Here is a 20,039-nt window from a genome sequence, read left to right as displayed (position 1 = left end):
TATTTTCCCCTCCTTGATTTTTTTTCACTTTTTATATATAATATAGCCGTAGTTCCTAGGTAAATCCTCTCCTGTAAATTTATTTACAGTGATGAACCTAGGAGATGAATTATCTCTTATTTAAATCCCTTCCCAAGAACAAACCCTCCACCATAACTTTGTTTTTCACCCAGCCCACAAGCTAAAGCAACAAAAGCTAACTTCTGACTTATTTCATCTTCATTTGGTACTATTTTAAACTTATTTCCAAAGAGTCTTACTCTTATACTTTTATCATCATTTATCTTTTTCATAAAATATATTGATTGTGGTTTTTGATTTTTGATTTCTAGCAGTTGGATAAAGTTTTGTGTTGGTTCTAGTTTTTCATTATAAAAGTTTTCGTATTTTTTTAAAAGATTTTTTTGAAGTTGTTCTTGCAGTTTTAAGATTTCTCCATCTTTATGTAAAGTCCAAAATATTGATTTGTCATTTTCATCTTTTACTGTTGTGATGGTTGGGGTTATTGTATATAGTTCACTTACAAAAAATTGTTTTACCACTTTTTTTGTTGCTTGCAAAACTTGAAGGTAACTATTGTTTATATTTTCTCTCAAAACTCTTTGTAGTTTATAAATAAACTCTTCATCTAAGGAACGTATCACAAACTCATAAGTATTACCTGATTTATAAATTTTGTCTTTTTCTATTGGGTAAAAGTTTCCAAAACAATAGTTTTTAAAGTCTTTTTTTTCATGTAACTTTTTTAAGTTTTCATCTTTTGTAAAAGAGAAATTTATATAACTTGATAAGATATCAAAACTATTATTTAGTTCAATATTTTTCTTTATATATGCCGTGCATTTTAGTTCAAAGTATTTCATATACTCTCCAATAAAATTGTAATATAACAATTGTACTGCAAGTATATTTATAATCTATTAAAAGTGACTCTTTTTTAACATATTTTAAAACTTAGGAAAATTCTCAATTGCTTTTGATAATCTATCCAAAAATTCATCTCTACTTATACACTTTGCACCAAGTGATTGTAAGTGATTTGTAGGAGTTTGGCAGTCAAGTAAGCTAAAATTATTTTGTTTCAATCTTTGTACAAGATGATATAAAGCTACTTTTGATGCATCACTTTTTTTTGCAAACATTGATTCTCCACAAAACATATCACCAATTACTAGGCCATAACCTCCACCAACTAGTTCTCCATCATGGTATGATTCAAAAGAGTGTGCATATCCTAAATTATGTAAATTTGTATAAGCTTCAATTAGTTCATCTTGCAACCATGTTCCATCTTGATCTGGTCTATATATATTTTTACACTCTATCATTACTTGAGTAAAGTTTGTATCAAATTTTACTTCAAATTTATTTTTTCTTATTGTTTTTGCAAGATTTTTTGATACTTTAAATTCATCTAATTCCATAATTAATCTTGGATTTGGACTCCACCATAATATCGGTTCATCTTCATTGTACCAAGGAAATATTCCATTAGCATATGCTGATATTAATCTTGCTGGTGTTAAATCACCTCCATAGGCTAATATTCCTTCATCACATGCATATCTAGGATTTGGAAAAGTATAAACATCGTCAGTTAAAGGGGGTATTTGCAAAATAATCCTTTATTTTTGCGTGATTATAACAATCTTATCTAAATAGATATCTTAATATAAGTTCTTGTATTTTATTAGCTTGAACCATAGCAAACATTCCTGCTTGTGCTAATAATTTGTATTTACTTAAATTTGCACTCTCTTTTGCATAATCTACATCTCTAATAACAGATTCACTAGCTTTTAGATTTGTTTTCATTGTAAGCATATATCTTACAGAAGATTCTAATTGATTTTGAGTAGAACCAAACTCTGATCTAAAGTTATTTAACTTATTTAATGCTATATCTAATACACTAAAAGAATCACTTGCTAAGATTGGTGTCAATGTGTCTTTAGTTAATGCTTTTAAAGTATCCAATCCTAAGCCAACTGTATTTGATTGAACAGAGGATAATTTTATTATATCACTTGATTTTTCACCAATAAAAAAATCTTTTATACTTGAGTTTGATGTATCATTTTGATTATTTTGTAAAAGTGTATTTCCATTATAATTTGTTTGAGAAGCTATATTATCAAGTTGTTGAAGAAGTTTAACAATATCTTTTCTTATTGCTTCTCTTCCATCATCACTTGTCGTATCACTACTAGCTTGTATTAATTTTGTTTTTACTGTATCAATTATATTAGATTGTTCACTTATTGCTTTATCTGCAATTTGTGTCAAAGCGATTGCAGAATTTGCATTTTCAATACTTTGGGATATGCTACTTGCTTGAGTTCTAAGTTTATCTGCAATTGCAAGTCCAGAAGGATCATCACTTGCACTATTAATTCTAAGTCCACTTGATAATCTTAATAAAGAACGAGAGAGAAGTCTATTATTATAACTATAATTTTCATACGCTATTAATGCAGCGGTATTAGTAAATAAAGTCATAATAAACTCCTATGTAAGTTACTATTTATATTATAAAGAAGAGATATACTCTCCTAATTGACTAATTTCATCATCACTTAAAGATAGTACTTGGCTTTTCATCACACCTTTCATAGCAGAACCGTATGTTCCATTTTTATATCCATTTAATGCATCAATTACTTTTTGTTTATCCCAACCTTTAATAATTTGAGATTTTCCTAAAGCTTGTTTTTCACCATTTAACCCATGACATCCAGAACATTTTAAAAATAGTTGTTTACCTACTTGTGTTGATTTACTACTTGATATTATATTGTTCATACTATCTTGAATTTTTTGACTTGATGATTTTACTTCTTCTTTTACTTTTTCTGTTATTTCACTACTTTTTTTTGATAAATCATCAACTACTTTAGATGCCTCAACACCTACTTCTTTTGAAGTTGTAGATACGATTTCTCCTATTTGCTTAGAAGCTTCTTGAACTTTTTTTGATATTTTTTCACTTGAATCACTAAGTCTATTTACAAGCTCATCATCTTTTTTAACTTCTGCGTTTGTATCAGTTGTATTTACACTTACACTTTTATCATCAACTTTTTGTGTTGTTTTTTCTTCACCACAACCACTTAATAATAAAATTGCAACAAATGAACTAACTAAAATTTTTTTCATAAAATAACCTCATCATAAATTATAAATATATTATCCTATAATAGGATTAAACTAACATTAAACTCCATTTCTAAATATTAACTTAAAGCCTCATATTTAAAAGTAAATTCACCTTGAACAAAATCAATTTTTACTTTTCCACCTTTTTTAAGCTTACCAAATAGTATCTCATCTGTTAATTCATCTTTGATTTTATCACTGATAACTCTTGAAAGTGGTCTTGCTCCCATAGCCTTATCATATCCTAAAGATGCAAGTTCTTTCTTAGCTTTTAAAGTAATACTAATTTTAACTTTTTTACTTTCTAGTTGTTTTTCTAAATCTTCAATAAATTTAGCAACTACTTGAGTAACAACATCAATACTTAATGGGTTAAAATTAACTGTTGAATCAAGTCTATTTCTAAATTCTGGCGCAAAGAATTTATTAATGGCTTTATTTTCATTTAAATTCTCATCTTTTGCAAATCCCATAACATTTGCTTCAGTTGCTCCAAGATTTGAAGTCATTATTAAAACTACATTTTGAAAATCTGCTTTATTTCCACTATTATCTGTCAATTGTGCATTATCCATAACTTGAAGTAATACAGACATTAAATCTGGATGTGCTTTTTCTATCTCATCTAATAAAAGTACACAATGTGGGTGTTTTCTAATAGCTTCAGTTAATAATCCACCATTTTCAAAACCAACATACCCTGCAGGTGCTCCTATAAGTCTTGAAATTGTATGAGCTTCCATATATTCACTCATATCAAATCTTTCAAAATGAATTCCAAGTTGAGTTGATAGCTCTTTTGCTACTTCAGTTTTACCAACACCTGTTGGTCCTGTAAATAAAAAACTTCCAATTGGTTTTTTATCAAGACCAAGTCCAGCTTTATTTCTTTTAATGGATTTCACAATAGTTCCAATTGCATCATCTTGTCCAAATACTCTTTTTTGCATATTTTTTTCAAGTGTTTTCAACAGTCCAATATCTGATTTAGTAGCAGATTTTGGAGGAATATGTGCCATTTTTGCAACTACATTTTCTATATCTTCTTTTGTAATATTTGCAGCTTTTTTAGCTAGATTTTTCTCAATTTTCTTTAATGAACCAACCTCATCAATAACATCAATTGCACTATCTGGTAAAAATCTATCATTTATGTATTTTTTACTTAATTCTACAGCTAATTCAATTGAAGTTTTACTATATTTTACATTATGAAAATCTTCATATTTTGATTTTAATCCTTCTAAAATACTTACAGTATCTTCAATTGAAGGTTCATTGATATCAACTTTTGCAAATCTTCTACTTAATGCTTTATCTTTAGAAAAATCATTTCTAAACTCAGCAAATGTTGTAGCACCAATACATCTTAGTTTTCCATTTGAAAGCATTGGTTTTAAAATATTTGAAGCATCCATTGCACTTCCACCAACACTTCCTGCACCAACAATTGTATGAATTTCATCTATAAACAAAATAGAGTTTTCTATTTCTCCAATCTCTTTTAATAGTGCTTTTAATTTCTTTTCAAAATCACCTCTATATTTTGTTCCAGCTAATAAAGAGCCTAAATCTAATGAGAAAATTTTTGCATTTTTTAAAGTATCTGGAATATTATCTTTTGATATTTCAAGAGCTAAGCCTTCAGCAATTGCTGTTTTACCCACTCCTGGTTCACCAACTAAAATTGGATTATTCTTTTTTCTTCTACTTAATACTTGAATAACTCTTGCAATTTCAGCTTCTCTTCCTATTACAGGATCAATCTCGCCTTTTTGTGCTAAAGATACAAGTTCTAGTGTATTTTTCTCTAATACACTTGATTTACTATCAGACTTCATTGCATCTTCATCTTCTAATTCATCATTTATGTTATGAGAAATCTCTTCTAAAATATCAACTTTTTGTATTCCATTTGATTTTAAAAGATAAGAACCATATGAATTTTCATCTTTTATTATAGCAACAAACATATCCTCAACATTTGCATCTCTTTTTCCACTTGCTTGAGTGTGGGCAACCATCTGTTCAATAGTTCTTGTTAAAGATATGCTTTCAATTGGCTCATCTTCTATATTCTCTGGCAAAATAGGAGTATTTTGGTCTATATAGTTTTTTGTCTTTTCAAATAGTTCATCACCATTTAAACCTAAATTAGTAAGCAAACTCTCTATAACTTCATCATGTAAAGTCATCAAAAATATATGCTCTAATGTCAAATATTCATGCTTGCATGATTTTGCATAACTTACTGCTTGCGCGAAAATACCTCTTAATTCATTGCTAATCATAATCTTACTCTTCTTCCATTATTGCTTTCAAAGGAAAACCTCTTTCCCTTGCTAATGTTGTCACTTGGGCAACTTTTGTAGCTGCAATTTCATGTGTATAAACACCACAAACTTCCTTGCCTTTATTATGGATGTTCAACATAATCTGTGCAGCATCATCTTGTTTTTTTCTAAATATATTAACTAAAACCTCTATTACAAAATCCATTGTAGAATAATCATCATTTAGTAAGAACACTTTATATTTTTTTGGTTCTTCTAGTTTTATATCATTATCTAATTCTACTTCAAATTCATTAGCCACTTCAAACCTTTTTTCGATAAAATACTCAATATAAAATATTATACCAAAAAAGAAATTACAATGATAAAAGAAAAAAATTACTATTTAAACAAAAGCTTATTTATAAGTGCAACAAATACCGATGTAGGCAAAACTTATGGATGTGAGAAATTTGCAATTGCACTTACAAATTTAGGATTAAAAGTTGGTTATTTTAAACCTTTTGAAACAGGAGTTATTGATAAACCTATTGATGGATCATATATGTTAGATTTAATAAAACAGTTAAATCCACAATTTGATTTTGATATAAATGAAGTTGTTCCCTATCAATTTAAACTTCCAGCAGCTCCATATGTTGCAAAAAAAGATACAAAACTTGATTTTGAATTTTTATTAAATCAAAAGAAGAAACTTCAAAAAAAATGTGATGTATTAATTATTGAAGGTGCTGGAGGACTTATGGTTCCTATACAAAAAAATATGTTCATAATAGATTTAATAAAAAAATTTGATTGTGAAGCTATTTTAATTACACCAAGTAAATTAGGCTGTATAAATGATACTTTATTAAGTATTGAAGCTTTAAAAAATAGAGATATAAAATTTGATTTTTATATTAATTTATATCAAGATAAAGATACTTTTGAAGATGTATCCTTACCATTTTTAAAAGATTATTTTCCTAAGATAAACTATCTACAGGAATTATGATTTTAAAACTTGCACCAAAATAAGAGTTATTTTGGTGCTCAAACTCTTTATTTTCTACTAAAATATTTCCATTTAAATGCTTTATAATAATTTCACGAGTCATATAAAGACCAATTCCAGTTCCTTGGCTTTGATGCTTTGTTGTAAAGTAAGGCTCAAATACTTTATTTATAATATCTTTTTTTATTCCTCCACCACTATCACAAATGACAATATATGCGAATTTTTCATCATTTGTTATACTAATTTTTATAAAACGTTTATCATCTTCTATTTTTGCATCTTGAGTCAAAATATCTTTTGCATTAGTTAAAATATTTAATATTGCTTGAGTTAATTCACTTTTTATTGAATATACTTTTATATTATTTTTTTCTCTTATAACTTCAATATAATTATTTTTAAATGCTGCATCTAAAATTTTCAAAGAATCATCTATACAATCATCCAATAAAAAGCCTTCTTTTTCTTTATTTTCTTTAAAGAAATTTCTAAAATCTTCTATAGTTTGAGAAAGATATTGAGTAGTATTTACTATTGCTTTTAAATCTTTTTTTACCTCTTCTTTACTTAACATACCATAATCATATTTTATTGCAATTCCACTTGCTGCTGTACTAATAGTACTTAAAGGTTGCCTCCATTGATGTGCAATATTACCAATCATTTCACCCATTGATGCCATTTTTGATTGATTGAATAACATTTGATCTTTTTTTCTATTTTTTAATACTTCTTTTTTAACTTCATCTTTTAATTGTTCATTTAACTTTTCTAACTCTTTTGTTTTATATTTTACTTTTGATTCAAGTGTAGCATTTATATTTTTCAATACATTTTTTTGGCTTTCAATATTATTTTTATAAGATTTAAAAATAAGTTCTATTCTTTTTGATATAAAAAAAGTAAGTAAACTTCCAAATAAGATAACAAATAATGCAATTTTTATACTAAATTGAATTAAGTTTTTTTCATCTTGCTTCTTATTCCCAATAATATCAATAATTGTTTTTTCTAAACTTTTTAAATCAATTTTATCAACTAATACCCAATCCCAATCTTTTACATATTTATATGCAATTAAATTTTTATAACTTTTTGTCCAAAAATAGTATGTTTTATTATAGTTTTTCTCTTTTCTTGTTTTATTAATTTTTTTTATGAATTCATTATCACTATTATCAGTTATTTTTTTATAATTTGTATTAAGTATTACGTTATTTTTATCTATTACAAATATTTTTTGATCACTTTTGGGGTCAAAAGAATCAATTCTGTTTAAAACTTTTTGTTTTAATATAGTATCAATTATCTCAAAATAATTACCATGACCTATTAACCAATTATAAGGTTTAAATATTTTAATAAATGATATTTTTTTATAACTATCAATATTTGAAATAGCTGTTTTTAAATTATATGTAATATATTTATCTTTAGTCATATTTTTTATTTGTTTAACAAATTCCATTTGTTCTTTATTTTCTATTTTTAGAATATCTTTATTTTCATACTCTCTATAAGCAGGATATATAATAGGAATTAGTTTATTATTCTTTTTTTCTATCAAAAAGAAATATCCATTATCCTTAAATTCCATTACTTTTATAATATCAATCAAATCTTTTTTAATTTTTTTTTCTTTTTCAATTCCAGTATTTTCATTATATTTATTTAATATAATCTCATATATTAAATCTACTCTTTGTTTTATTTCAGTATTTAGAAGTTTTTTTGTTGTTGATTTTTGGTAAGTTATATATTCATCAAGAGTATTTATTTTTTGAGAAAGTTTATTTTTTTCTTCTTTTATCAATTTTGCTTTTAATTTAGTACTATCTTCTATAAATTTACTTTCAAGTTTTTTTATTTGAGTAAAGGTAACTAATGTAGTAACTAATATAATTAGTATTATTGGAGTAAATATTATTAATTTTGATAAATATTTTTCATGAAACATTTAAACTCCACATATAAAAGAATTATAACCATTGTAAAACTTTTTTAAAATAAAAAGCAAATAGGATAAATCCAAAGCCAAGACAATATGTAATTATATCAAGAGAAATTAAACTTGTCATTAAACCTATAAAAAGCGTAGTAATAATATTTGATAGCATAAAAATCATATCATTATAAGCAATTACTCTTCCTAAATATTTATGTTCACAATTTTCTTGAATTAATGCATATGTATAAGACCAAATTGTAGTAGTAAAAAAACCTGTAATAAATAGACCTAATAAAGCATAATAAAAATTAAATTGTAAAAGTCCCCATATCCAAATACTAATTCCTTGAAGAATTAAAATATAAAAAAAACTTTTATCATTTGCAAATCTACCTATAAAATATGGTCCTATCATCAATGCAAGAGCTCTTACAGCATTTGATATACCAATAGATAGTGCAGTTGCAATTACAAATTTATATTCATTTTTGGCAAGTAAAGTAATTAATGTATCAAATGATGTTAAACCAACACTTGCATGTAAAATAATCAAATGAAATAATATTTTATGATTTTTTATATAAAAAAATCCATCTTTAATAATTTTGAAAAACTTATCAGTTATTTCTGAGTCTTTTACAACAAAATTTATTTTAAAAAATACCACTATAGCAACTAAGAAAAAGGAAGCATCTATAATAAAAGCGGTTTTAATACCAACAGAACTTACTACAAAACCACTTACTGCCATTCCAAAAGAGTAACAAAACGACCAAATAATTGAATGTATTTCATTTGCTTTTTGTAAAGCTTTACCTTTTACAAGTTTAGCTAATAAAGACATCTCTGTTGAAAAGAACATAGAAGCACTACTCATACGAATAAAAATAAAAATAAGTAAAAGCCAAATTTGTTCTTTATTATCTATAAATAAAAAACATAAAGTCATAACAAATTCAGTAAAAAGAAGAGTCATCATCAACTTTTTTATCTTAAATCTATCAATTATTGCCCCTGCAAAAGGAGCAATAATTATTGCTGGAAGAAAATGCATGGCTGTAACAATTGCTATTGCAAAAGGACTACTTCCAAATTTTACAAGCATTGTATAAATTGCAACATTTGAAAACCATGCACCAAAATATGAAATGAATTGAACAAGAGATAAATCTCTTATTACTTTATGCTCTTTAAAAAGTTTACGGTAATTCAATAGATACTAAAACCTCTTGATACATAGCACTAGATGAAGATTCATCACTATAATATGGAGTTATATAGTTTGCATTTTTGTTTCCTGCATAACATAAAACACAATTATCTTTTACATCATCAGTTAATTTAACTAAAAACTTTGCTTTGCCATATTTTGATTTTAATATAACCTCTTGTCCATTATCAAATCCACACTTTGGATTTAAATATAAACTATTATCTATTTTAAAAGAAGAGTTTAAACTCTTTTTCTTTTTTGCAGTAATAAAATAAAATTCATTATCTAACTTTTGTTCATAAAGATGCTCAATATCAAGCTCATCAATAAATTCAAAATTATCAAATTCAAATGGTTTTACTTCTTTGTTTTTATAATAATCAATAATTTCATTTTCATCTTTTAATCCATCAAAATTAAATTTATCAAATAAATACTTAGTTAAATCGTATTCACTTATTGAGTTTTCATTTACTTCTTGAATTTTTTGTGAAACTGCTTTATATTGATGACCATAAGATAACCTAACATCTTGTTTTTGTAAAAAAGAGCATGAAGGAATTATCAAGTCTGCATATTCACAAGTATCATTATAAGTTGTACCCATAAAAACAACAAAAGTATTTTTTAATCCATCTATAACTCTTTTTGTATTAGGAGCACTTACAACAGGATTTCCACCTTGAATAAATACTAATTTATATTTTGAGAAATCTACTTCAGTTACTTTTTCTTTTTTATGTTCACTTTTAGTAATAAATTGTTGTTCATACCCATAATGAGAGTTACTCAAATACCAAACACCACAATGTTTTTTATTATTATGAAGACCTAAAAAAGCAGCAAAAGAGTCTATACATCTTGTAATATTTGCACCTTCATAATATTTTTGTACTCCAAGGCCTAAAACCATTGCAACTTTTTTATTTTCTATAATTTCAAAAAATCTATTTATATCTTCTAAACTAACTCCCGTTGCTTCTTCATATGAAATAACAGGTCTACTTTTTGCCAAATCAAAAAAATCTTCACTTGTATTAAATTTTTCACAAAATTCTTCATCTTCCATATCTTGCATATGTGCAAACCTAGTCAATAAAAGTGCTAATTCATAATCTGTTTTAGGATTTAATGCAAGGTGTAAATCTGAATTTTTAGCAATATGTGTTTTAACTGGATCAATTGTAATAAATGTTTTATCTTTTACTAATTCATACATATGTGATGATGTTACAGAAAAATTTCTTCCCCAAACAATAATAACATCTGCTTTAAGTAGTTGTTCAATTGGAGGATTTACTGTCTGTTTTCTATTTCTTTCAATTCCAACACTTCCACCACCATCACAAAGGCTACCTTCTGTTAATATTGAACCATATTTTGCAAAAAAACTTTTCAAACTTTTTTGCATAACTCCAATATTTCCACTACCTTTATAAAAAAGTGATTCATTTGATTTATTATTTTCTAATTTAGAAACTAATATATCTAAAGCACTATCTAAAGATATTTTTTCATTATTGAAATATGCCGTGTTTAAATACTCTTCTTTTGTACAAGATATAAAATTTGCACATAAATTACCATTTGTAGGAAAGTGTTGTTTACTTCCTCTAATTTTACCATTTACAACTACTGCTTCACAAGCATCATAACAGTCTAAAGGGCATGCTACTGTTTTATTTGAACTCAATTTTTACTAACCTTGAAAATTTTTTAACTTTTGGAACATAAATCTCTACTTTATAAGATGATATATGTTCACTATCTGCTACATCATAAATCTTTGTTATTTTTAAATTACTTTTTTTATCATCAAGATATATTTTTTTATTTTTTATACTATTTATATCTGCAATTGGAACAAATATTGTAAGTTTTCCTTGACTTAAATCTTTTGATTCATATAGCAAAGTACCAGGAGTTACATAATCTCCTTTTTTTACATTAATATTATAAATATAATTATCTTTTTCCATTAATTTCTTATTTTTTATACTATCTTTCAAATTTGCAATTTTAATTAAAGCATCAGCTTTTGAAGTTTTTAAATTTATAACTTTTAATTTTTGTGTATCTTTTTCAAAATCTGATTTTGAAGATACTTTTTTCATTCTTTTATAATTATTATTTTCAATATCAATCATTGATTGTATTGCATTTAACTTGTTTTGAGTCTGTTTTAAATCAACTTCATCAACATATGAATCCAACTTAATAATCAAAGAATTATTAGCTCTTTTACCTTCAACACTCTCATTTGAAAAAATAACTTTTCCACTAACAGCTGCTTTAATTTTATAACTATTTACTGGCTCTAATTTTGAATAAAATACAGAAGCAAACATAAAATTAATTGAAATCAATAATAATATTATATATTTCACTTTTTGCCTTTTTCTAACTGTTTAATTAAATCAACTATCTGTTTTTTTAATGATTTAAAATCTTCATTTTCATCTTGAAGTTTATAAATCATTTTATCTAATTGCTCATCTTTTTTTATATAAACAGCAAGGATTTTAATTAAATTATCTTTTGTTTTAGATTTTTTAATTTTTTGTATAATTGTACTATCTTTTTTGCTATTTTTTCTTTTCTTTTCAAAATATTTCACCAAGAAAATAATCAAAAATGTAAAAATAGAACCTAAAAGAAAATATATTATATTCTGTTTTACAGATGACACTTGCACTTCTTTTACTACAACTTTTGTTTTGTCATCATTTTTTTTAGTAGGAACATAAAGTTTATGTTCTTGTTTTTTTATTTTTTTAACTTTAATTGAAAAAGAATCACTTGATTTTACTACAACTTTTTTAGTTTTTTCATCTAAATATCTTAATTTTATAGAATCAATATTTATATTTTTTAAAGGAATAATAGAAAATACTTTTTCATATTCTCCATAATATTTAGAATCTTTTATATTTGTACTGATTTTAGGTTTATTTTCAAAAACTTGTGCATTTTTAATATTTAATTTTATATCTTTTATATCATCAATATTTCCAATTCCTGAAATTTTAACCTTATAAGTGATTGAATCACCTTGATTTATTGTAGTTTTATCAACAGATGTTTTAATATCAAAATGACCAATTAAATTTAAATTATCAGGAAGTTTTTTTACATTAATATTTATAGAATTTGAATAAACTCTTTTTATATTAGCATTTTGTTGTACAAACCCAAAAAAAGGATCTGAATTTTGAGCTACTAAACTCATATTTACTCTAAAAGGTTCAATCTTTAAATGACCACTTTTTTGAGCAAACATTAAATAAGTCAATTCATGAACATCAAAATCACCTTCTTTATAATGTTTTTCACCTTTTAATTGTTTAAACCAAATATCTTTAAGATCAACATTTGATACACTTAAATTTGAAATATTTAAAGAAGATAAATATTTAAATTTTAATTTTAATTTAAATGCTTCTCCTACATAAAGATCAGTTTTTGAAGTACTTACTTCTAAATTTGCATATTTAAAGTTTGATTTTTTTACTTGTGTTTTTTTTACTTTAATTTGTTTTGTTTTTTCATCTTTACCATCAATTTTTATAGTAAAACTTGGAAGAACAAAATCATTTTTTGGAAAAAATCTATACTTTCTAATAATTGATTTTTTCATTGAAGAGTTTACTATTTGAATAGATTTTGATGTTGATATAGTTTGTACTTTTTGATTAGATATCTTATCGATTTTGGGAAAAACAACATCTGAACCAGTTGCTTTAATTGTAAAAACATATGCCTCATTTTGAAAATAAGTAGTTGGTGCATTAATTGATACATCAGCTAAAAGTGTATTTATAAAAATAAATATAATTAATAATGCTCTATATAGTTTCATTTTAAAATTCTACAGTTCCTTCTATTGAGAAGTTTGCTCTTGAGTCAAGTTCTGCATGGGATAATACAGCAATTTGTAAACCAAATTTTTCATATATTTCAGCAACTCTTTTTCTAAGTAATGGATCAACAACCATTGCAACTTTTCCAAAGCCTTTAGCTTCCACTTGATCAAGTAGCTCTTTTGTTTTAGTAACTAAGTTATTTATCTCTGAAATTGATAACATCAATTGAGAGACACCATGCTGCTCTTGAAGTTTCCCTATGAATTGTTGCTCTATTTCAGGTTTAATTGTGACGATATGAAGAACTCCATCATTATCTTTAAATCTTTGTGTAATTAATCTATAAAGTTTGCTTCTTACATGTTCTAAAAGGACATCAGGAGCTTTTGTAAACTCTGCAATATCTGCAATTGACTCAACAATTGTTAACATATCAACAATTGGAATTTTTTCGTGCAATAAATCTCTACAAACTTTTAATAAAGAACCATATGAAGTAACTTTCATTGCCTCTTCTACAACAATAGGGAAATCTTTTTTCAATCCATCAATTATATCAACAATATCCTGTCTTGTAATTATATCTTCTGCATGTTTTTTAATAACTTCAGAAATATGAGTTGAGATAATTGTAGGTGCATCAACTACAGTATAACCTTTCATTAGTGCATCTTCTTTTAAATCTTTATTAATCCAAGTTGCATCAAGACCAAATACAGGCTCTTTTACATGTAAGCCTTTTAATTTGTCATTTCCAATTCCACCCATTGCAAGTAATTTTTCAGTTTCAACTTTACCTTTTACTAAAGGAATTCTTTTTAAATAAAGTTGATATTCATTTTGCATTAGACTTCCATCATCTGAAATTCTAATTTGAGGAATAATAAAACCTAAATCTGAAGCAATTGTTTTTCTAATACCTTTAATTTTATCTAATAATTCAGAATCTCCTTGAACAAGTTGTAAAAGTCTAAAACCTAATTTCAACTCAAGAACTTCAAGCTTCATAATATTTTCAATAGCTTGACTTTCATCAGGAGCTTTTTGTTTTTTCATCTCTTTGAGTTCATCTATAGATTTTGATGTTTTTGCAACTTTTTTCTCTTCGGTTTTGAAAAATCTTGTAACTACATTATCTTGTTTATCTTCAATCATATAAATAGTATATCCAACAAACATCATTAAAAGACCCATTAACACTAAGATTCCACTTGGAAAACCGGGAACAAAAGCAAATAAAATCATTCCAATACCAACTAGAATTAATGATTTACTATCTTTTACAAGTTGAAGCACAGATTGATTTGCAAATTTGTCTTCATCCATATTAGAACGAGTAATAATAATTGCCGTTGCAGTTGATAAAATAAGTGCAGGAATTTGAGCAACAAGACCATCACCAATTGTTAATATTGTATAAATTTGACCACTTTCAGAAACAGTCATATCATGTTGAAAAAGACCAATTAATAATCCACCAATTAAATTAACTAAAGTAATAATAATACCAGCAACAGCATCACCTTTTACAAACTTAGAAGAACCATCCATTGCTCCATAAAAGTTTGCATCAGAGATAAGCTCTTTTCTTCTTATTTGTGCTTCTTTATCATCAATGAAACCTGCATTTAAATCAGCATCAATTGCCATTTGTTTACCAGGCATAGAATCAAGAGTAAACCTTGCAGTAACCTCAGCAACCCTAGTTGCACCTTTTGTTACAACCATGAAGTTAATAAGTACTAATATAATAAATACAATAACACCAATTACCATATTACCACCTACAACAAATTCTCCAAAGGCTGCAATAATGGAGCTTACTGCTTCTGGTCCATTGTGACCTTCACTCAAAATAGATCTTGTTGTTGCAATATTTAAGGATAATCTAAACAGTGCAAGAATAAGTATTATTGTAGGAAAGGTAGTTAAATCTGAAGGTCTTTGAATATATAAAGAAATTAATAAAATAAGAAGTGCCAAAGATAAAGATACTACCAAGAAAAAATCTAAAATTCCTTTTGGTAAAGGAACAATAATAATCATCAATATTGCAACAAAAAGTGCTACAACAACTAAATCTTTTGATAGTATCTTTTTTATGTTCATTTAAACCTAAAACTATTTAATAAAATTAACTAAAGACAATTGATTCATTTTATTAATTGTCGAATACAGTGAAGTAAATGTTAATTCTAATGCTTTTGATTCCATTGCTACTTTTGCTAAATCTGCACCTGATGTATTTTCATATAAAACATTAAAGTGTGTAAGTTTTGAAGATAATTTTTCATATGAAACTTCAAAAATTTTATTTCTAACACCTAAATCAGAATGGGCTTTGTTTACTGTATCAAAAGATGTATTCATTTTTTCCAATCCCTCTTTTAATATACTATCCGCTTGATCTTTTGTAATAGGTGCACCAGTTTCATCTACTTGGTTTAATGCATTAATTACTTTATCTAAAACATCAAAAATATTTTCTTTAGACTCTAATGAACGTCCTTGTGTTGATATAGCATTTGTTGTTTCATATGTTTTTGGTGTTGTTGCAGGTAGAACCTCTGTTAAAGGCATTGTTTCATTTGTTGCACCATTTACATTATGTTTAACAAGTTCTGGAACGGCATCATTTAATACCCACTCATTACCTTCATTATCAATAACTCTTTCATTAGCTGAAACTGTCAACTTTTGACCAAAGTTTGCTTTGTCTGTTGTATTCATCATCAAATCAAAGCCTGTAACTCCTCTTTCTCTATAAGAACCTTCTTCTACTGCAACTCTTTTTAAATATCCATTACCTGTATACGAAACTTTGCCTGAAATAGGGTCTTGTTCAAAAGGTGCTTGAGATCCATTTGTACCAGCAAAAAGATACTCTCCATTTGTTTTTTCATTTGCAAAAAGCATTATACTTTTTTTAAGACCACTTACATTAATTGCAATAGTACTTCTTGAAGTTTCTTGCTCAGTGCCATTTAAAGCTCTTAAAATCTCATTTTTTGCAATTTCTATTTTATCTTTTATTGAACCAACTGCTGTATCTGCTGTATCATTTTGTGCAGTAGTAATTTCAATTTGAGATTTCAAATTTTCAAATGTACTTACTTTATTTTCTAAATAAATTTGTCTTGTAAAAGTTAAAGAGTCATCACTTCCATCATCAATCTTTTTTCTAGTACTTGATTGATATGTTAGCTTTTCTTGCTTTTCATTTAATAAATCTAGTCTATACATAGACTCACTTAATGTATTAATCATTGTAGCACCTCCTTAAGTTTTTGAACAATCTCTTCAAATGAGTACTGTTCTTTAGTGCCTTGAGTTAAAAATTCACGAATTTTCTCTTTTTTAGCCAATGCTGCATCAAGCTCTGGATCCATCCCCGCTTTATATGCACCTACTCTAACCAATACTTCATTCTCTTTTATAAGAGATAATACCCTTTTTAACTTTAAAAAGTAATTATAATGTTGATCATTAACAACTTTATCCATTACCCTTGAAGCTGATTTTAAAAGATCAATTGGAGGATAAAATCCTTGTTCTGTTAAATCTCTAGTAAGAACAATATGTCCATCTAAAATTGACCTACTTTGATCAGCAATTGGATCATTCATATCATCACCATCAACTAATACAGTAAAAAATGCAGTAATTGACCCTTTTGAATTACTACCTGCTCGCTCCATTAGTTGTGGCAATAATGCAAACACTGAGGGTGGATAACCTCTACTAACTGGCGGTTCCCCAGTACTTAATCCAATTTCCCTTTGTGCCATTGCAAATCTTGTAACAGAATCCATCATTAAAAGAACATCATGACCTTTGTCTCTAAAAAATTCAGCAATTGCCATTGCAGTAAAAGCACCATACTTACGCATTAATGCAGATTCATCTGAAGTTGCTGCAACAATAATTGTATTATCTAAATTATTGCCTAAATTAAAGTGAATAAATTCAGGGATTTCTCTTCCTCTTTCCCCAATTAAGGCAATAACTTTAATTTGAGCTTCGCACCCTTTTACAATCATTCCCATTAAAGTTGATTTTCCCACTCCACTTCCTGCAAAAATACCAACTTTTTGACCTTTTCCTGAAGTAAGCATAGAATCAATAGCCTTAACTCCTGTTGAAAATCTTTGATTAATTATTGTTCTTTGAAGTGCAGGCATTGATATTTTATTAATAGCTGAACTTTCATTAATATCTTTTATTTTACCTTTTTCATCTATTGGTTCACCAAGGGCATTTACAACTCTTCCAACAAGTCCATACCCTGTTTTAACACTAAGACCCTCTTTTTGTAAATAGACCTTATCATTTATTCTAAATCCTTCAATAAATGAAAAAGGAACAATTGTAAAATCGTTTTTATCAATTGAAGCTACCATACCTAAAACTGTAGATAGACTTTGAGTTGATTCTATCTTTACTATATCACCAACAGCAACTTCAATTCCTATTGCAACAATAGTTGTACTGCTTATATGTTTTATTCGACCAAATGGAATTGATAAGCTACTGCTATCTATATTATTTAAAAATGCATCTATATCTATCATCACATTGCATCACACATTTTTTTATATAAACTGCCAGTTGCACCCTGTACATCTTTACATTTTTTAATATATTCATCTTGTTTTTGTTTATTTCCCAAAGACTCGTAAGATTTTATTAATTCGTAATATGTTCTTGCTAAATCGTTTGGCTTTATTTTTCTATTCAAATTTAGCCCTTCAAGCAAATAATCAATAGCTTTTTGAGGTTTATTATTATTTTTTGCATCTTTTGCTAACTCTTCTTCTACAAAAGGAGAATAAACTCTAGCCTTAAAATCTTTTTGCTTTTTATATAATTTATTTAAAATTTCAAATGCTTCTTTATTTTTATTTTGTCCTAATAAATATATATAGAATTGATAATAAAAATCTATAATTACAGGATTATCTTCATTTGCTTTTATATAATCTTTATGTTTTTGTGCATATTTATAAAATCGTTCAATTGAATGAGGTTCATTTAATGCATTTAAAATTAAAAATCTATCTAAAAACTCTTTTTTTAATACTTCTTTATTATTTACCATTTCAACTTTTGCTGAAAATGTAATTGCCTCTTTTAATTTATTTAATTTATAAGCCATTCGTTCTAAATACAGATATAGCTGTGCATTTCTACTTGAATTAAATGCCTCTTTTGCCAATAAATATGCTCTTTCATATGGTTCTTGAATCATACATTTAAAAAATTTATCTTTTGTATCTTCATCTTCAATTAATTTTTGTAAAGTCTCTCTTCTTGATGTTTTTAATGTCTCTTTTAATCTAGAGCACTCACCCTTATTCAAAAAATTCTTAATCATTTCAATACTTACTACATCAAAAATATCATTCATACTATCAAAACCAAATCGTCTTGCTATTTTAGTTGATATTTTAGAATAAACTCTTTTCTTTTTTAGTATTGTTTCATAATCTTTATTTCTTTTTTCATTTAAAAGTTCTTGCAATAGAACTTTTTGTTGCATTGATTCTGAATCTATATATTTATTTGAAATAATACTAGGTTTAATTTTTCCTTCTCTCATAAATATTTCATCAATATACATTTTTGCTTTATCTATATACATTCCATCAGGATATTTAGCTAACAACTCCTCATATAGCCTTTTTGCTTTTAATAAATATTTTGGAGTACCTTCATACATTAGCATATACGTATTTGCTAATTTATAAATAAAACTCTCTACTGCATCTTTATCTTTAGTTCTTTTTATTAATTCAGTTAAAATTTTAACTGCAAATTCTGGCATCTTAGCTTTTATTAATTTATCAACTTGTTCTAAAGCCAAATAAGAATCTGTAGCATAATAATCAATATTTTTATCTAAAACTTTTTTAATTAATTCATATGCTCTATCATATTTATTATCTGAGATATAAACATCAAAAAGTTCATTTGCAACTATTGTTGCCACTAAAATATCAGTTGTTTTAGTAAGTACTTCATATAAAATTCTCTCTGCTTTTGCATACTTATATTCATATTTATAAACTTTTGCAAGATGAATTTTACCATATGCTTTAGTTACTTTATCATTAAAGTTATTAATAATAATATCTGCAAAATATTTTGCTTCATTAATCTTATTTGATCTTAATTTTAAATCAACCAAAAACATATAAGCTTTTGCTAATTGGTCTTCTCTTATTTTTGAGCTATTAATAGCATCTTCTAACTCTTTTGTAGCTTCTAAAATAGATCTTTTTGATTTTCTTTTTAAAGATAATTCTGCATATAATATATAAATATCTGATTCTAAAAGTTTAACTTTGTTTTTATTTTTAAAATCTGTAATTTCTTTATAAGCTTCATCTATCTTTCCTTCTCTTGCAAGTTTTTTAACATTATTAATTATTTCAAAACCATTTGTTATTTCTTGCTTTTTCTCTTGTGAAATCTGCTCATTTGCTGAGTTTATAAAACTATAATAAAAATCTTTTTTTGCAAAGGAAAAAATAGTAAAAAAACATAATAAAACAATAACTTTCAACTT

Annotated in this window: 16 protein-coding genes; 1 reads left to right on the top strand and 15 read right to left on the bottom strand. The window is 26.1% G+C overall.

What is annotated here, in order from left to right:
- Positions 1-116 precede the first annotated feature (116 nt).
- From cas6 to clpS, 6 genes are all read right to left on the bottom strand, one after another.
- Positions 117-863: a CRISPR-associated endoribonuclease Cas6 gene (gene cas6, locus CRU93_RS02095; protein ID WP_129102524.1), complete on the bottom strand. Its 747-nt coding sequence runs from the start codon at positions 861-863 to the stop codon at positions 117-119.
- Between the two features lie 84 nt (positions 864-947).
- Positions 948-1,616: a leucyl/phenylalanyl-tRNA--protein transferase gene (aat, locus tag CRU93_RS02090; RefSeq protein ID WP_309109272.1), complete on the bottom strand. Its 669-nt coding sequence runs from the start codon at positions 1,614-1,616 to the stop codon at positions 948-950.
- Positions 1,617-1,650: 34 nt separating this feature from the next.
- A complete protein-coding gene (locus tag CRU93_RS02085) occupies positions 1,651-2,499 on the bottom strand; it encodes a flagellin (protein ID WP_129102522.1) in 849 nt (282 codons plus the stop codon).
- Between the two features lie 30 nt (positions 2,500-2,529).
- Positions 2,530-3,156, bottom strand: a complete 627-nt coding sequence (locus tag CRU93_RS14295) for a c-type cytochrome (RefSeq protein WP_258238799.1) — start codon at positions 3,154-3,156, stop codon at positions 2,530-2,532.
- 77 nt (positions 3,157-3,233) lie between these two features.
- On the bottom strand, positions 3,234-5,447 hold the full coding sequence (gene clpA, locus CRU93_RS02075; RefSeq protein ID WP_129102521.1) for an ATP-dependent Clp protease ATP-binding subunit ClpA: 2,214 nt from the start codon (positions 5,445-5,447) through the stop codon (positions 3,234-3,236).
- A gap of 4 nt (positions 5,448-5,451) precedes the next feature.
- A complete protein-coding gene (gene clpS / locus CRU93_RS02070) occupies positions 5,452-5,751 on the bottom strand; it encodes an ATP-dependent Clp protease adapter ClpS (protein ID WP_129102520.1) in 300 nt (99 codons plus the stop codon).
- 60 nt (positions 5,752-5,811) lie between these two features.
- Here clpS and bioD point away from each other — a divergent pair, with 60 nt between their 5' ends.
- Positions 5,812-6,444, top strand: a complete 633-nt coding sequence (gene bioD / locus CRU93_RS02065; protein ID WP_129102519.1) for a dethiobiotin synthase — start codon at positions 5,812-5,814, stop codon at positions 6,442-6,444.
- Here the strand turns inward: bioD and CRU93_RS02060 are convergent.
- Genes CRU93_RS02060 through CRU93_RS02020 form a run of 9 tightly spaced genes read right to left on the bottom strand, consistent with a single transcriptional unit; the run spans position 6,416 to position 20,036 of the window.
- Entirely contained in the window at positions 6,416-8,404 is a 1,989-nt protein-coding gene (locus CRU93_RS02060) for a cache domain-containing protein (protein ID WP_129102518.1), read from the bottom strand. The genes bioD and CRU93_RS02060 overlap by 29 nt on opposite strands.
- 22 nt (positions 8,405-8,426) lie before the next feature.
- Positions 8,427-9,608: an MFS transporter gene (locus CRU93_RS02055; RefSeq protein ID WP_129102517.1), complete on the bottom strand. Its 1,182-nt coding sequence runs from the start codon at positions 9,606-9,608 to the stop codon at positions 8,427-8,429.
- Complete coding sequence (locus CRU93_RS02050; RefSeq protein ID WP_129102516.1) at positions 9,595-11,301, bottom strand: molybdopterin-dependent oxidoreductase; 1,707 nt, start codon at positions 11,299-11,301, stop codon at positions 9,595-9,597. Before CRU93_RS02050 ends, CRU93_RS02055 begins: the two co-directional genes overlap by 14 nt.
- The gene (locus CRU93_RS02045; protein ID WP_129102515.1) at positions 11,288-11,995 is read right to left on the bottom strand and encodes an HlyD family secretion protein; all 708 of its coding nucleotides are present in this window, start codon (positions 11,993-11,995) and stop codon (positions 11,288-11,290) included. The genes CRU93_RS02050 and CRU93_RS02045 overlap by 14 nt, the downstream gene beginning before the upstream one ends.
- Entirely contained in the window at positions 11,992-13,467 is a 1,476-nt protein-coding gene (locus tag CRU93_RS02040; protein ID WP_129102514.1) for a BatD family protein, read from the bottom strand. Before CRU93_RS02040 ends, CRU93_RS02045 begins: the two co-directional genes overlap by 4 nt.
- 1 nt (position 13,468) lies before the next feature.
- Complete coding sequence (gene flhA / locus CRU93_RS02035) at positions 13,469-15,580, bottom strand: flagellar biosynthesis protein FlhA (protein ID WP_129102513.1); 2,112 nt, start codon at positions 15,578-15,580, stop codon at positions 13,469-13,471.
- 12 nt (positions 15,581-15,592) lie between these two features.
- Positions 15,593-16,738 carry a flagellar hook-associated protein FlgL gene (gene flgL, locus CRU93_RS02030; protein WP_129102512.1) on the bottom strand — a complete coding sequence of 382 codons (1,146 nt, stop codon included), beginning with the start codon at positions 16,736-16,738 and terminating at the stop codon, positions 15,593-15,595.
- Positions 16,735-18,042, bottom strand: a complete 1,308-nt coding sequence (gene fliI, locus CRU93_RS02025; RefSeq protein ID WP_129102511.1) for a flagellar protein export ATPase FliI — start codon at positions 18,040-18,042, stop codon at positions 16,735-16,737. The genes flgL and fliI overlap by 4 nt, the downstream gene beginning before the upstream one ends.
- A complete protein-coding gene (locus CRU93_RS02020) occupies positions 18,042-20,036 on the bottom strand; it encodes a lipopolysaccharide assembly protein LapB (protein ID WP_129102510.1) in 1,995 nt (664 codons plus the stop codon). Before CRU93_RS02020 ends, fliI begins: the two co-directional genes overlap by 1 nt.
- Positions 20,037-20,039 lie beyond the last annotated feature (3 nt).

The organism is Arcobacter sp. CECT 8985, assembly GCF_004116495.1.
Taxonomy (GTDB): domain Bacteria; phylum Campylobacterota; class Campylobacteria; order Campylobacterales; family Arcobacteraceae; genus Malaciobacter.
Note: the sequence above shows the minus strand (reverse complement) of the source record. Positions and strands in the feature narration are given on the sequence as shown.

Excerpts from the sequence above, each read along its gene's own strand:
- fliI (WP_129102511.1), bottom strand. The coding sequence starts at position 18,042 with ATGATAGATATAGATGCATTTTTAAATAATATAGATAGCAGTAGCTTA.
- CRU93_RS02040 (WP_129102514.1), bottom strand. The coding sequence starts at position 13,467 with ATGAAACTATATAGAGCATTATTAATTATATTTATTTTTATAAATACA.
- flgL (WP_129102512.1), bottom strand. The coding sequence starts at position 16,738 with ATGATTAATACATTAAGTGAGTCTATGTATAGACTAGATTTATTAAAT.
- CRU93_RS02085 (WP_129102522.1), bottom strand. The coding sequence starts at position 2,499 with ATGACTTTATTTACTAATACCGCTGCATTAATAGCGTATGAAAATTAT.
- bioD (WP_129102519.1), top strand. The coding sequence starts at position 5,812 with ATGATAAAAGAAAAAAATTACTATTTAAACAAAAGCTTATTTATAAGT.
- flhA (WP_129102513.1), bottom strand. The coding sequence starts at position 15,580 with ATGAACATAAAAAAGATACTATCAAAAGATTTAGTTGTTGTAGCACTT.
- cas6 (WP_129102524.1), bottom strand. The coding sequence starts at position 863 with ATGAAATACTTTGAACTAAAATGCACGGCATATATAAAGAAAAATATT.
- clpA (WP_129102521.1), bottom strand. The coding sequence starts at position 5,447 with ATGATTAGCAATGAATTAAGAGGTATTTTCGCGCAAGCAGTAAGTTAT.
- CRU93_RS02060 (WP_129102518.1), bottom strand. The coding sequence starts at position 8,404 with ATGTTTCATGAAAAATATTTATCAAAATTAATAATATTTACTCCAATA.
- CRU93_RS14295 (WP_258238799.1), bottom strand. The coding sequence starts at position 3,156 with ATGAAAAAAATTTTAGTTAGTTCATTTGTTGCAATTTTATTATTAAGT.